15 protein-coding genes and 2 tRNA genes are annotated in these 12,639 nt (G+C 60.8%); all 17 read right to left on the bottom strand.

The features are described from left to right. Positions 1–2: 2 nt before the first annotated feature. Positions 3–938: an RNA polymerase sigma factor RpoS gene (gene rpoS / locus DIE29_RS04850; RefSeq protein ID WP_102042149.1), complete on the bottom strand. Its 936-nt coding sequence runs from the start codon at positions 936–938 to the stop codon at positions 3–5. 10 nt (positions 939–948) lie between these two features. Further along, the gene (locus DIE29_RS04845; protein ID WP_102042150.1) at positions 949–1,851 is read right to left on the bottom strand and encodes a M23 family metallopeptidase; all 903 of its coding nucleotides are present in this window, start codon (positions 1,849–1,851) and stop codon (positions 949–951) included. An 11-nt stretch (positions 1,852–1,862) separates the two neighbouring features. Further along, entirely contained in the window at positions 1,863–2,519 is a 657-nt protein-coding gene (locus tag DIE29_RS04840) for a protein-L-isoaspartate(D-aspartate) O-methyltransferase (RefSeq protein WP_237269511.1), read from the bottom strand. Continuing rightward, positions 2,516–3,259, bottom strand: a complete 744-nt coding sequence (gene surE, locus DIE29_RS04835; protein WP_102042151.1) for a 5'/3'-nucleotidase SurE — start codon at positions 3,257–3,259, stop codon at positions 2,516–2,518. Before surE ends, DIE29_RS04840 begins: the two co-directional genes overlap by 4 nt. Positions 3,260–3,392: 133 nt before the next feature. Beyond that, a tRNA-Pro gene (locus tag DIE29_RS04830) sits at positions 3,393–3,469 on the bottom strand. An 88-nt stretch (positions 3,470–3,557) separates the two neighbouring features. Continuing rightward, positions 3,558–3,938: a MerR family transcriptional regulator gene (locus tag DIE29_RS04825; RefSeq protein ID WP_102042152.1), complete on the bottom strand. Its 381-nt coding sequence runs from the start codon at positions 3,936–3,938 to the stop codon at positions 3,558–3,560. Beyond that, entirely contained in the window at positions 3,919–4,230 is a 312-nt protein-coding gene (locus DIE29_RS04820) for an integration host factor subunit alpha (RefSeq protein ID WP_102042153.1), read from the bottom strand. The genes DIE29_RS04825 and DIE29_RS04820 overlap by 20 nt, the downstream gene beginning before the upstream one ends. A 4-nt stretch (positions 4,231–4,234) precedes the next feature. Further along, positions 4,235–6,616, bottom strand: coding sequence for a phenylalanine--tRNA ligase subunit beta (pheT, locus tag DIE29_RS04815; RefSeq protein ID WP_114649361.1), 2,382 nt, complete (start codon positions 6,614–6,616; stop codon positions 4,235–4,237). Positions 6,617–6,623: 7 nt separating this feature from the next. Continuing rightward, the gene (pheS, locus tag DIE29_RS04810) at positions 6,624–7,655 is read right to left on the bottom strand and encodes a phenylalanine--tRNA ligase subunit alpha (RefSeq protein WP_102042155.1); all 1,032 of its coding nucleotides are present in this window, start codon (positions 7,653–7,655) and stop codon (positions 6,624–6,626) included. 67 nt (positions 7,656–7,722) lie between these two features. Further along, the gene (gene rplT / locus DIE29_RS04805; protein WP_102042156.1) at positions 7,723–8,082 is read right to left on the bottom strand and encodes a 50S ribosomal protein L20; all 360 of its coding nucleotides are present in this window, start codon (positions 8,080–8,082) and stop codon (positions 7,723–7,725) included. 12 nt (positions 8,083–8,094) lie between these two features. Continuing rightward, positions 8,095–8,292, bottom strand: coding sequence for a 50S ribosomal protein L35 (rpmI, locus tag DIE29_RS04800; protein WP_102042157.1), 198 nt, complete (start codon positions 8,290–8,292; stop codon positions 8,095–8,097). Between the two features lie 128 nt (positions 8,293–8,420). Further along, entirely contained in the window at positions 8,421–8,888 is a 468-nt protein-coding gene (infC, locus tag DIE29_RS04795) for a translation initiation factor IF-3 (protein WP_335740055.1), read from the bottom strand. An 84-nt stretch (positions 8,889–8,972) separates the two neighbouring features. Beyond that, the gene (gene thrS, locus DIE29_RS04790; protein WP_114649360.1) at positions 8,973–10,892 is read right to left on the bottom strand and encodes a threonine--tRNA ligase; all 1,920 of its coding nucleotides are present in this window, start codon (positions 10,890–10,892) and stop codon (positions 8,973–8,975) included. Positions 10,893–11,055: 163 nt separating this feature from the next. Continuing rightward, positions 11,056–11,132, bottom strand: a tRNA-Val gene (locus DIE29_RS04785). Positions 11,133–11,192: 60 nt separating this feature from the next. Then, positions 11,193–11,996 carry a 3'-5' exonuclease gene (locus DIE29_RS04780; protein ID WP_102042160.1) on the bottom strand — a complete coding sequence of 268 codons (804 nt, stop codon included), beginning with the start codon at positions 11,994–11,996 and terminating at the stop codon, positions 11,193–11,195. Next, positions 11,993–12,415, bottom strand: a complete 423-nt coding sequence (locus DIE29_RS04775) for a YdbL family probable chaperone protein (protein WP_114649359.1) — start codon at positions 12,413–12,415, stop codon at positions 11,993–11,995. The genes DIE29_RS04780 and DIE29_RS04775 overlap by 4 nt, the downstream gene beginning before the upstream one ends. Beyond that, positions 12,412–12,600: a hypothetical protein gene (locus DIE29_RS04770; RefSeq protein ID WP_102042162.1), complete on the bottom strand. Its 189-nt coding sequence runs from the start codon at positions 12,598–12,600 to the stop codon at positions 12,412–12,414. The genes DIE29_RS04775 and DIE29_RS04770 overlap by 4 nt, the downstream gene beginning before the upstream one ends. Between the last annotated feature and the right edge of the window lie 39 nt (positions 12,601–12,639).

Below are 12,639 nucleotides of genomic sequence, written 5' to 3'. Positions count from 1 at the left end.
GATCAGAATAGGACGTCTTTGGAAATACCGCGCCGCTTCAGAATGCGACGCAGCTGGCCCAGCGCTTCGAGCTGGATCTGGCGCACCCGCTCGCGGGTCAAACCGAGCTGCGCGGCAAGCTCTTCGAGTGTCATCAATTCGCAGTCGTCCAGTCCATAACGATGCCGGATCACCAGCCTTTGCTTGTCATTGAGCATGGCAATCCATTCGCGGATCAAAGTTTCGATCTCGCCACTATGGATGCGCGACTCGGGGGGTTCGGCCTGTTCATCGGCCAAGGATTCGCCAATGGACAGGGAAGGGTCGATGTCCAGCGGTGCATCCAGCGATGCGGTATGTTCCGATACTGCCAAAATGGCGCGCACCTCCTCCGCCGGACGGCCTAGGCGCTGGGCGATTTCCTCCAGGCTGCATTCGCCGTTGCCCGCAGCTTCCACATGGCGCTGTGCGCGCAGCACCTGGTTGAGCTCCTTGACCACATGAACCGGCAGCCGGATGGTGCGCGACTGGTTCATGATCGCGCGCTCGATGTTCTGCCGGATCCACCAGGTTGCGTAAGTCGAGAAGCGAAAACCGCGTTCAGGATCGAATTTTTCCAGTGCATGCATCAGGCCGAGATTGCCCTCCTCGACCAGATCGAGCAGCGGAATGCCGCGGTTCAGGTAGTGCTTGGCAATATTGACGACCAGACGCAGATTGCGTTCGATCATGATTTGCCGGGCTTCGAAGTCGCCCGCGCGCACCCTTCTTGCCAGCGCAACTTCTTCCTGCGCCGTGAGCAGCGGATTGGCACCGATTTCGTTCAGGTAGATCTGGGTGACATCGCTCAGAAACTCGCTCTCCGCTGCGGGCGGCGAAGGTTCGGCGAAAACCTCCACCTCTAAGGGCAGATCCGGTTCCTGGCAGTCGAGATCCTCAGGTATTGCCGGATCGTGCATAACCTCCTCGTCAGCGCGGCGGCAGGAATTTCATCGGGTCCAATGGCCTACCTTGTTTGCGGATCTCGAAATGCAGCATTGGACGGTCCGCATCGGTACTACCCAGTTCGGCAATCTTTTGCCCCTGGCTCACCGTCTCACCTTCTTTGACCAGCAGCGTCTGGTTGTGAGCATATACCGTCTGGTAGTCCGATTCGTGCCTGATGATGACCAGTTTTCCAAAACCGCGCAAGCCGCTGCCCGCATACATGACCGTACCGGCGGCCGAGGCCAGCACCGGCGTGCCGGGCACCCCGCCGATGTCGATGCCCTTATTGACCAGCTTGCCATTCTCACCTTTGGGCTGCTCGAATCCGAGCAGAATTTCCCCGCTGGCTACCGGCCATATCCAGGCGCCAGAGGTGGCCGCGGGGACGTTTTGCTCACTGCCTTTTGGCGGCACATCGGCGGCCGCAGGCGGCACAGGCACGCCTTTGATCTTCGCCCAGGCTTGATCGCTGTATGGCTGCCGGCCGCCCTTGGGGCTTTCGAGCACCGGCGGCCCGTCGGCTGCAGGCGACGCAGCCAACGGACGCAGCTCGGTGGTATCGGGTATTGCCCTCACCTGCGCAACTGCCCCGTCGGGCGGCGCAACGCGTAGGCGCTGGCCTACGACGATCTGATTCGGGTTGCTCAGGCCATTCCAGGCAACCAGATCGGCGATACTCTGCCCGTACTGGCGGGACAACCCAGACAAGGTATCACCGGGCTGGACCACATGAAAAGCTGGATCCGCCGACGGGGTAGGCGCCCCTGCGGCAGCCGGCGGCTCGACCGTCGCACTGCGTACCGGCGCCGCCGTTTTGGACGCACATCCTCCAAGCAACAGGGTTGCCGTCGCCAGTACGGCCAAACGCAAAAAACCTCCGGACATCGTTTTCCTTCTCATTCGGTACCCGTCAGCAAAGGCACGAAGCGCACCGCTTCGAGCCGGCTTTCCCTGAACGACCCGCCGTGGCGCTCGACCAGCACCAAGCGCTGCTCGCCCGCCCCAATCGGGATGATCAGCCGTCCGCCGGGCGCGAGTTGTTCCTTCAGCGCTTGCGGCACAGCGGGCGATGCCGCAGCAACGATAATGGTATCGAAAGGCGCCGCCTCGGGCAGACCGACACTACCATCTGCATGTTTCAAGCGCACGTTGGGGCGGCGCAAGGTGCGCAAGTTCTCGCGCGCCTGATCGAGCAACGGGCGGATGCGCTCGACCGCGAACACTTCGGCCGCCACAAAAGACAGCACGGCTGCCTGATAACCACACCCTGCCCCGACTTCCAAAGTGCGTCCGAGTTCCCGACCCGCATGCAGCAGTTCGATCATGCGCGCGACCACGAAGGGCTGGGAGATCGTCTGCTGATAACCGATGGGCAAGGCGGTATCGTCATAGGCGCGGAACGCCAGTCCTTCCTGCACGAACCGATGTCGCGGCACTTGCATCATCGCCGCCAGCACCCTCTCATCGCGCACGCCCTGGCTGCGCAGGCGTTCCACCATGCGCGCCCGCGCACGCATCGCTGCTCCTGCGGTGTCGGCTAGCGGCGGCCTCATTGCCTCAGCCAGTCGGCGACCGGCGCGATCAGCCCGGTATGGGTGAGATCGATTTGCAGCGGCGTAACCGACACGCAGCCGTTGGCAACCGCATGAAAATCCGTCCCTTCGCCGGCATCGGCAGCCTCGCCTGCTGCGCCGATCCAATAGACTGTTTCCTGCCGCGGCGTCTGGCTGCGAATGACCGGTTCGGCTTTATGACGTTTTCCCAAACGGGTCACGCGCAAACCGCCCAGCGCCTCGAAAGGTAGATCCGGCACATTCACGTTGAGCAACACCGCCTGCCGGAACGGGGCCCGCTTGAAGCGTTCGACCAGATCTTTGGCAACCCGCGCCGCGGCGGAGAAATCGCTCGCCCCCTTGCTCACCAGGGATACCGCAAGCGACGGCACACCCAGCAAAAAACCCTCGGTCGCTGCGGCGACCGTGCCGGAATAGATGGTGTCATCGCCCATATTGGCACCATGATTGATGCCGGATACCACCATGTCGGGCAAATGATCCAGCATGCCGGTCACCGCCAGATGCACACAATCGGTGGGCGTGCCGTTGACAAAATAAAAACCGTTGGCAGCGCGACGCAGCGACAGCGGCCGGTCCAGCGTCAGCGAATTGCTCGCGCCGCTGCGGTCGCGCTCGGGCGCGACGACGGTCACTTCGCCAACGGTGGCGAGCGCCTCGGCCAGCGCCGCGATCCCCGGCGCAAAATAGCCATCGTCGTTACTGACTAGAATGCGCATGACTTTTACATACTCCATGAACCGCAGGCATCGGCCTTAGCGGCGCAAGCGCTGAGCATATCAGCATCTGTCGCGCGCAGCGGCGCCACCAACAAAAAAACCGGCATCAAGGCCGGTTTCCTGTTTGCAAAATTGGTCGGGGCGGCGGGATTCGAACTCGCGACCCCTTGCACCCCATGCAAGTGCGCTACCAGGCTGCGCTACGCCCCGACACAGGGAAAGGAGTATAGCATCTATTTCCAAAATTGCCAGCAGCGCATCGACATACCTTCCGGGCGCAGCGCCGTCGGCCATCCCGTCAGGACTTGAGCGCAGCCAGCAGCGCTTCGATTTCCTGACGCACTTCCATCATCAAGGTCTGCATACGGCGGTTTTCCGCTTCAGCCTCCTGTTCTTGCAGCGCGGCTTCCCCAAGCCGATTGCGTGCCCCGGAAATGGTAAAGCCTTCGTCGTAGAGCAAGTGCCGGATGCGACGCACCAGCAAAACTTCGTGATGCTGGTAATAGCGTCTGTTGCCGCGCCGCTTGACCGGCTTGAGCTGGGTGAATTCTTGCTCCCAGTAGCGCAGCACATGAGGTTTTACGGCGCACAGCTCACTGACTTCACCGATGGTGAAGTAGCGCTTGGCCGGGATCGGCGGCAGCTCATCCGACCGAAGGTTAGGACTGCTTGCTTGCATCGCTCAGTCGCTCCACCGCGGCCTTCAGTTTTTGGCTGGCATGGAAGGTGACGACACGTCGGGCGGAGATCGGAATTTCTTCCCCCGTCTTGGGATTGCGCCCGGGGCGCTGCGGCTTGTCCCGCAGTTGGAAGTTGCCAAAGCCCGACAACTTCACAGCATCCCCGCGCTCCAGCGCCAAGCGGATTTCCTCGAAAAAGCCTTCCACCATGTCCTTGGCTTCACGCTTGTTCAAGCCGACCCGCTCGAACAACAGATCGGCCAATTCTGCCTTGGTCAAGGTCACGCCCATCTCCTTAGCCACGCAACCGGGCACCGATTTTTACTTCTGCGTGCCGAACGAGCGCTTCAATGGCCTGCTCCACCTCCGCTTCTTCAAGCGTGCGCTGAGTATCTTGCATCAATACCCTGAAAGCAAGGCTCTTTTTCTCCGGCTCGATGCCCTTGCCAACGTAGACATCGAACAGACGAATATCGCTCACGATCGCCGGCGCCGCCTCTTGAAGTACGGCCAGCACCGTTGCCGCCGCCAGCTCCTGCCCCACCACCAGCGCCAGATCGCGCACCACCGCAGGCTGACGCGAATACTCTTTGAACACCGGCTGATGAGCGGACAGGGTCGCGTCCAGTTCCACCTCGAACACCACCGGAGCAGCACCCAATTCGTAGCGCTGGACCCATACCGGATGCAGCTCGCCGATGATGCCGATACGCCGTCCGTCGAGCATCACCGTCGCTGCCCGGCCCGGATGCAGCGCCGGATGGGACACACGTTCGAAGGCCAGGCGTTCTGGCGCAAACAGCGCTTCCAAGTCGCCCTTGACATCGTAGAAATCAACCTTGCGCGCCGCAGCACCCCACTGCTCGCGCTGCGCCGGACCGGCGGCCAAGGCGGCGAGCATCAAGGGCTGACGGAATCCGCTCACCGGTTCGCCGTCGGCTTTGCGTTCAAAGCAGCGACCGATCTCGAACACGCGCACGCGTTCCTGTTGGCGATTGCGGTTGGTGACCACGTTGGCAGCCAGACCCGGGATAAGACTGGAGCGCATCACGCTCATCTGACTGGCAATCGGATTGGCCAGGCGAATCGGGTCCGGATTGGCGCAGAAATCGCGCTCCCAGGCCGCATCCACAAAGGCAAAATTGACCACTTCCTGGTAATCCCGCGCAGCGATCGATTGCCGAACATCCCAGACCGAACGGCGGTTTTCGGCTTGTTCACCCATCAACAGCACGCCTTTCGGCGCCACGGCAGGGATGTTGTCGTAGCCGTGCAAGCGGGCGACCTCCTCGACCAGGTCTTCCTCGATTTCGATATCGAAACGGAAAGACGGCGGTGTCACCCAAAGATCGGCCCCTTCACGACGCACGGCGAGATGCACCCGTTCGAGCAAGGCGGCAATCGCTTCATCGTCCAGGTCGATACCCAGAAGCTTGCGCACCCGCGCAGGACGCAGGCGTACTGCAGGGCGGGCAGGCAAATGCTGTGGCGATACCGCCTCTTCCACCGGGCCAGCCTCGCCGCCACAGATCTCCAGGATCAAGCGTGTGGCGCGCTCCATCGCCAAGCGCGGCAACTCGAAGTCCACCCCGCGCTCGAAACGGTGCGCGGCATCGGAGGAAAAACCATAGCTTCGTGCCCGGCCTGCGATGGCTGTGGGCGCAAAGAAAGCGCTTTCGAGAAACACCTCGGTGGTCGCCAGCGTGATGCCGCTTTCTTCGCCGCCCATGATGCCGGCCAGCGCCAACGCGCGGGCCTGGTCAGCGATCAGCAGGGTATCTGCGCCGGGTGTTACCGTCTGACCATTGAGCAACAGCAGTTGCTCGCCTGCGCGCGCATAACGCACGTGAATGCTGCCGGCTAAGCGGGCGTTGTCGAATGCGTGCAGCGGCTGACCTAGTTCCAGCATCACATAGTTGGTGATGTCGACCAGCGCGCTGATGGCACGCACGCCGCTGTGTTGCAGCCGCCGCTTCATCCATTCCGGGGTAGGCGCCTTGGCGTCGACGCCGCGGATGATTCTTCCGCAATAGCGCGGGCAAGCTTCTGGCGCGTCGAGAACGATCCCACGGCGGGCGTCGACGGTGGGCACCACCGCGTCCGCGCCAGGCAAGCGGAGTGCGGCGCCGGTCAATGCCGCCACCTCACGCGCGACACCGGTCAGGCTGAGACAATCGGCGCGATTGGGGGTGAGTTTGATGGTAAAGCGGATATCGTCGAGTACGAGCGCCTCGCGGATGTCTTGGCCCACCGGCAGGTCCGCGGGTAGTTCCATCAGACCGCTATGGTCCTCAGACAGCCCCAGTTCGCGGGCCGAGCACAGCATGCCATAGGACCCCACACCGCGCAGCTTGGCCGCCTTGATGGCAAAGTCGCCAGGCAGCACCGCACCGACCTTCGCACAAGGCACCAACATACCGGCCGCTGCATTGGGCGCACCGCAAACGATCTGCAGCAGTTCGCCTTGACCCACATCGACCTTGCAGACTTTGAGCTTGTCGGCATTGGGGTGCTTTTCCGTTTCCACGATGCGGGCCACCACCACCGATGTAAACGACGGGGCAACCTGCTCCGCTTCTTCGACTTCCAGGCCGGCCATGGTCAACAGATGGCCAAGCGCATCACTGTCTAGCGGCGGATTGACGAGGCTCCGCAACCACTTTTCCGAAAATTGCATGATTCGATTACCTGAATTGACTCAAGAAGCGCAGATCGCCCTCGAAGAACAGGCGCAGGTCATTGACGCCATAGCGCAACATGGTCAGACGGTCGGGCCCCATGCCGAAAGCGAAGCCGGTGTAGCGCTCGGGATCGATGCCGCCAAAGCGCAGTACGTTCGGATGCACCATGCCGCAGCCGGCGATCTCCAACCATCGTCCCTTGAGCGCCCCGCTCATGAACGCCACATCGATCTCCGCACTGGGCTCGGTGAAAGGAAAGAACGATGGACGAAACCGCACTTGCAGATCGTCGGTTTCAAAAAACTTGCGCAAAAAGTCGGCGATCACGCCTTTGAGGTCGGCAAAACTGACGTTCTCCCCCACCCACAGACCTTCAACCTGATGGAACATCGGCGAATGGGTGGCATCGGAATCGACCCGATAAACCCGCCCCGGGGCGATCACCCGCAGTTCGGGCATCGGATCGAGACCGCTGTGGCGCGCCACATGGGCCAGCATCGCGCGGATCTGCACCGGACTGGTATGAGTGCGCAGCAGCACGTCATCGTGGCCTTCGAGATAGAAGGTGTCGTGCATGGAGCGTGCCGGATGATTTTCGGGCGTGTTGAGCGCGGTAAAGTTATGCCAATCGGTCTCGATTTCGGGACCATCGGCCACCACGAAACCAATCGAACCAAACAGCGCTTCGATACGCGCCAGCGTGCGGCTGGTCGGATGCAGCCCCCCCGGCGCATCCCCGCGCCCCGGCAGCGTCACATCCAGGGCCTCGGCGGCGAGCTGGGCCAACAGCGCAGCCTCACGCAAGGCCGCGCGCCGCGCTTCCAGCGCGCCTTCTACGGCCGCCTTCGCCTGGTTGATCTGAGCACCCGCAGCCTTGCGCGCCTCGCCATCGAGCTTGCCCAGCCCCTTGAGCAACTCGGTCAGCGATCCGCTTTTACCCAAGTAACGCGCCTTGGCCTGTTCGAGCTGAGCGCTGTCGGTGGCCGCGGCAAATTCGGCGGTGGCTTGTTGAACCAGTTGATCCAGATTGTCCATGTCAGACCGTGGAAAATGACAGGAAAAAAAAAGGAGGCCAGGCCTCCTTTTTCGATGCTGCGAGTGATTACGCAGCAAGTTTGGCCCGGGCCTGTTCGGCGAGCGCGGCAAACGCCGGCTTGTCGAACACCGCCAGATCGGCCAGCACCTTACGATCGACTTCCACCGCAGCCTTTTTCAGGCCGTTCATGAAGGTCGAGTAGGTCAAACCCAGCTCGCGCGCGGCCGCGTTGATGCGGGCAATCCACAAGGCACGGAACTGGCGCTTACGCTGACGACGGTCGCGGTAGGCGTACTGCCCGGCTTTCATCACCGCCTGCTTGGCGACGCGATAAACGTTTTTACGACGGCCGCGGTAGCCCTTGGCCTGATCCAGTACTTTTTTGTGACGGGCGCGGGCGGTTACACCACGTTTGACTCGGGGCATGGCGGTCTCCTATCAAGCGTATGGCAGCATGGCGCGGATCAGCTTCACATCGGCAGCATGCACTTCGGTCATGCCACGCAGCTGGCGCTTGGCTTTGGTGGTTTTCTTGGTAAGGATGTGGCGCTTGAACGCCTGGGACCGCTTGATCCCACCACTGGAGCGGACCTTGAAACGCTTTGCGGCGCCGCTCTTGGTCTTCATCTTGGGCATTGCTAACTCCTGGTTTATGAATGCCGCCAGGTAGCAGCCTAGACGGCTGCTTTGACAACCTGACACCACTTGTTTTACGGCGGCATGCCGCCGTTTGCCCTACACGGGCTTTCAGGGCAACCGCACGATCAGCGATGCTTTTTGATCGGCGCAATCACCATGATCATTTGACGCCCTTCCATTTTGGGCATCTGCTCGACCTGGCCCAATTCCTCCAAGTCGGCCTTGATTCGTTCCAACTGGCGCAAACCAAACTCCTGGTGGGCCATTTCGCGACCGCGAAAACGCAAGGTGACCTTGCACTTGTCGCCGTCTTCGAGAAACCGCTTCAAATTGCGCAGCTTGATCTGGTAATCGTTTTCGTCGGTACCGGGACGCAGCTTGATTTCCTTGACCTGAACCTGTTTTTGCTTCAAACGGGCTTCATGGGCCTTTTTTTGCTCCTGGTACTTGAACTTGCCGTAATCCATCACCTTGCACACCGGCGGCTTTGCCATCGGTGCGATTTCGACCAAGTCCAGACCGGCTTCTTCCGCGATACTGAGCGCTGCGTTCAGGGACACGATGCCGAGCTGTTCGCCATCTTCACCGACCAGCCGGACCTCAGGCGCGTTGATCTCCCCATTGACGCGCTGCTTTTTGTCTTGAGCGATGGTTCCTCTCCAGAAATTTACAAAAAATCAGACCGGACCGGCTTTCGCTTCGATTTCGCGACGCCAGCGACCGATCAGTGATTCTAGGGTCATTGGGCCAAGATCCTGGCCACCCCGGGCGCGCACCGCAACCTTTCCTTCGGCTTTTTCTTTTTCGCCGACTATCAGTAGATAGGGCAGCTTGTGCACGCTATGTTCGCGGATTTTATAGTTAATCTTTTCATTGCGCAAATCCGCATCGACACGGAAGCCGGCCTGGCGCAACTGCGCCGCCACCTTGTTGGCGTAGTCGGCCTGTCCTTCGGAAATGTTCATCACCACCGCATGCTGCGGCGCCAACCAAAGCGGCAACGCCCCGGCGTAATGCTCGATCAGAATGCCGGTGAATCGCTCCAGCGAACCAAACAGCGCGCGATGCAGCATCACCGGGCGGCGACGCGAGTTGTCTTCGGCCACATAGGTGATGTCAAAACGCTCCGGCAGGTTCATGTCCACCTGCAAGGTGCCGCACTGCCAGTCGCGACCGATGGTGTCGCGCAGCACGAACTCCAGCTTGGGGCCATAAAACGCCCCTTCACCGGGAAACAACTCATAGGCCATGCCCATATGGTCGAGCGCAGCGGCCAGCGCACCTTCGAGCTTGTCCCAGGTCTCATCGGTGCCGATGCGGTTGTTCGGTCGAGTGGAGAGCTTGATGCGCACGTTGTCGAAACCGAAATCCTTATAGATATCAAGGATCAGCGCGACCACATCTTTGCACTCCTGCTCCATCTGCTCTTCGGTACAGAAAATGTGCGCGTCGTCCTGCGTGAAGTGACGCACCCTTAGCAAGCCGTGCAGCGCCCCGGACGGTTCATAGCGGTGCACCTTGCCGAACTCGGCCATGCGCAGCGGCAAATCGCGATAGCTTTTGAGCCCTTGAGCGAACATCGACACCGCGCCCGGACAGTTCATCGGTTTGAGCGCGAATACCCGCTCGTCTTCGGTCTGCGTCGTAAACATGTTCTGGCGGTAGTTCTGCCAATGACCGGAGGTTTCCCACAGACCACGATCCATCACGTCGGGGGTATTGATCTCGACATAACCGGCTGCCTCCTGCCGGTCGCGCATATAGCTGATCAAGCGCTGAAACAAGCGCCAACCTTTGGGATGCCAGAACACCGACCCTGGCGCCTCATCCTGGAAATGGAATAAATCGAGTTGCTGACCCAACTTGCGGTGGTCTCGCTTTTCGGCCTCTTCGAGCATGTGCAAGTAAGCGTCCAGCTCGTCCTTCTTGGCCCAGGCGGTGCCGTATATACGCTGCAGCATCTCGTTTTTGGCGTCGCCACGCCAATAAGCACCAGCCACCTTCATCAGCTTGAAAACCTTGAGCTTGGCCGTGCTGGGCACGTGCGGGCCCCGACACAAGTCGATGAAATCCCCCTGCCGATACAGCGACACGTCCTCCTCGGGCGGGATCGAGGCGATGATCTCGGCTTTGTAATACTCGCCCTGCGCCTTGAAGAATTCCACCGCACGGTCGCGCGCCCACACTTCGCGCACCACCGGAATGTCGCGTTTGGCCAGTTCCGCCATACGCTGCTCGATCTTTTCCAGATCGTCCGGGGTGAACGGGCGCTTGTAAGCAAAGTCGTAGTAGAAGCCGTTTTCGATCACCGGACCGATGGTCACCTGCGCATCCGGAAACAGTTCTTTGACCGCGTGCGCCAAAAGATGCGCCGTCGAATGCCGGATGATGTCCAGCCCCTCGGGCATCTTGTCGGTGATGATCGCCAGTTCCGCGTCACAGTCCAGACGATGCGACAGATCGACCAGGCGGCCGTCCACCCGGCCAGCCAGTGCGGCCTTTGCCAGCCCTGCACCAATGGATGCAGCAACCTCGTCCACCGTGACCGGCTGTTCGAAACGGCGGACGGAACCATCCGGAAGCGTAATGTTTGGCATCGTACAGACCTCAGGCTGACCCCGGCTCGAACCGGGATGTACAGACGAAAAAAAAGTGCGGTCGAGACCGCACTTTTTCTTGGAGCACTACAGCGGAACCCGACCTATCAGTTTCAGGATTCGGTAGTAGTAGTTCGGAACATTGTTTCCGGCTCCAGTTGTTTGGTAGGCGCGATTGGACTCGAACCAACGACCCCCACCATGTCAAGGTGGTGCTCTAACCAGCTGAGCTACGCGCCTGCTAAGAGCCGCGCATTATAAAGATTCCGCAGCCCCTGTAAAGCACTTTGTCGCACGCGCCTATTCGCGGCGCTCGCATTCCGGCCAGGCTGCCAGATACGCCGCCCAGTGGGGCGCGTCCATCCGCGATAACGTATCCCGCACCAGCGCCACTTCCGCATCGTGCGCGGCGTCGTCGATGTGCCCACGCATACGCTCAAAACCGAGATACACCAGGTAGGTATTGACCACATCGGTCTCGCAGTAATCACGGATCTTGTCGGCCTTGCCGTCTTGCCAGGCTTGCCACACCGCACTGCCATCCATCCCCAGCTTGCCGGGATAACCCATCAGTTTGGCCATCTCATCGAGCGGCGCGTTGGCACGCGGCTGGTACAGCGCCAACAGATCCATCAGGTCGAGGTGGCGCTGATGGTAGCGGCTGATGTAATTGTTCCACTTGAAGTCACGCGAATCGCCGTACCCTCCCTCGCCCATGTCCCAGTAGCGTGGCGCGCTGACTCGATGAATCAGCCCACGATAATGCAATACCGGAAGGTCGAAACCGCCACCGTTCCATGACACGATCTGCGGCACGTAACGTTCGATACCATCGAAAAAGCGTTGAATGATTTGCCGCTCATCGATCTGCGGCTCGGACAGGGAGAACACCCGGAACTGGCTGGCATCGCGCAACACACAGGAAATAGTGACGATGCGATGCAAGTGATGCGGCAGAAAGTCGCTGCCATGGGCGGCACGCCGTTGCTGGAAAGCGAACTCGGCCACCTCGTAGTCAGACAGCGTAGCGGGCAAACCATGAAGCGCCCGAATACCGGCCACATCGGGGATGGTTTCGATATCGAAAACCAGCACCGGCGTCATTTCTGCACCCAAGCACCGCCACGTTGCACCCACCAGCCCGGCTGCGCCCGCTCGATCCAACGTTGGGCAAAGGTCTTACGCACTTCGGTTTCCCATTCCGGGCGACCGTTGGCACGCGCGATTTCCCGATACAACGCGGCGCGGTCGGCGTTCTCGGCTGCCACCAGGGCATTTGCCTGCGCCCTGTTGGCCAGCGGCAAACTGGAGACATCGCGCAGGGTCACGGTGCCGTCGGCCGCAAGTCCGACCACTCCTGCGGCATACAGCGGGGCAAGCTGGGCGTGGCGCTGCTGCATGGATTGCTTCAATGCAGCAATGGCCGGCGTGTTGATTTCGAGATTACCCTGTGCGGCCGCAAGCAGGGCAAAACCAATGCACAGCGATGCCATCGCTGCTTTGAGCCAAGCAGAAAGATTCATTGCGGCGCTCCTCCATGATCCGAGTTCGGCGCTGGCGGCGTGCCGCGCAACTGCCAGACCTCGTCGATGATGCGGTCGGCGGCCTTTTCCGCCGCCGCGGCGGGAAAATAAATGTTGATGGTGACGCAAGCGCTGCCGACCAACGACAGAGCGACCAACAGCACTGGGCGCAAGACGGCATTCATGGTGAGCTCACCTTTCCTGTGGCGCAAAACGCCAGTCAT

This window comes from Pseudothauera hydrothermalis, assembly GCF_003345255.1.
Taxonomy (GTDB): domain Bacteria; phylum Pseudomonadota; class Gammaproteobacteria; order Burkholderiales; family Rhodocyclaceae; genus Pseudothauera; species Pseudothauera hydrothermalis.
The sequence above is the reverse complement of the archived record's forward strand: the minus strand, read 5'-3'. Positions and strand labels throughout refer to the sequence as shown.

Excerpts from the sequence above, each read along its gene's own strand:
- rpoS (WP_102042149.1), bottom strand. The coding sequence starts at position 938 with ATGCACGATCCGGCAATACCTGAGGATCTCGACTGCCAGGAACCGGAT.
- DIE29_RS04845 (WP_102042150.1), bottom strand. The coding sequence starts at position 1,851 with ATGTCCGGAGGTTTTTTGCGTTTGGCCGTACTGGCGACGGCAACCCTG.
- DIE29_RS04840 (WP_237269511.1), bottom strand. The coding sequence starts at position 2,519 with ATGAGGCCGCCGCTAGCCGACACCGCAGGAGCAGCGATGCGTGCGCGG.
- surE (WP_102042151.1), bottom strand. The coding sequence starts at position 3,259 with ATGCGCATTCTAGTCAGTAACGACGATGGCTATTTTGCGCCGGGGATC.
- DIE29_RS04825 (WP_102042152.1), bottom strand. The coding sequence starts at position 3,938 with ATGCAAGCAAGCAGTCCTAACCTTCGGTCGGATGAGCTGCCGCCGATC.
- DIE29_RS04820 (WP_102042153.1), bottom strand. The coding sequence starts at position 4,230 with ATGGGCGTGACCTTGACCAAGGCAGAATTGGCCGATCTGTTGTTCGAG.
- pheT (WP_114649361.1), bottom strand. The coding sequence starts at position 6,616 with ATGCAATTTTCGGAAAAGTGGTTGCGGAGCCTCGTCAATCCGCCGCTA.
- pheS (WP_102042155.1), bottom strand. The coding sequence starts at position 7,655 with ATGGACAATCTGGATCAACTGGTTCAACAAGCCACCGCCGAATTTGCC.
- rplT (WP_102042156.1), bottom strand. The coding sequence starts at position 8,082 with ATGCCCCGAGTCAAACGTGGTGTAACCGCCCGCGCCCGTCACAAAAAA.
- rpmI (WP_102042157.1), bottom strand. The coding sequence starts at position 8,292 with ATGCCCAAGATGAAGACCAAGAGCGGCGCCGCAAAGCGTTTCAAGGTC.
- thrS (WP_114649360.1), bottom strand. The coding sequence starts at position 10,892 with ATGCCAAACATTACGCTTCCGGATGGTTCCGTCCGCCGTTTCGAACAG.
- DIE29_RS04780 (WP_102042160.1), bottom strand. The coding sequence starts at position 11,996 with ATGACGCCGGTGCTGGTTTTCGATATCGAAACCATCCCCGATGTGGCC.
- DIE29_RS04775 (WP_114649359.1), bottom strand. The coding sequence starts at position 12,415 with ATGAATCTTTCTGCTTGGCTCAAAGCAGCGATGGCATCGCTGTGCATT.
- DIE29_RS04770 (WP_102042162.1), bottom strand. The coding sequence starts at position 12,600 with ATGAATGCCGTCTTGCGCCCAGTGCTGTTGGTCGCTCTGTCGTTGGTC.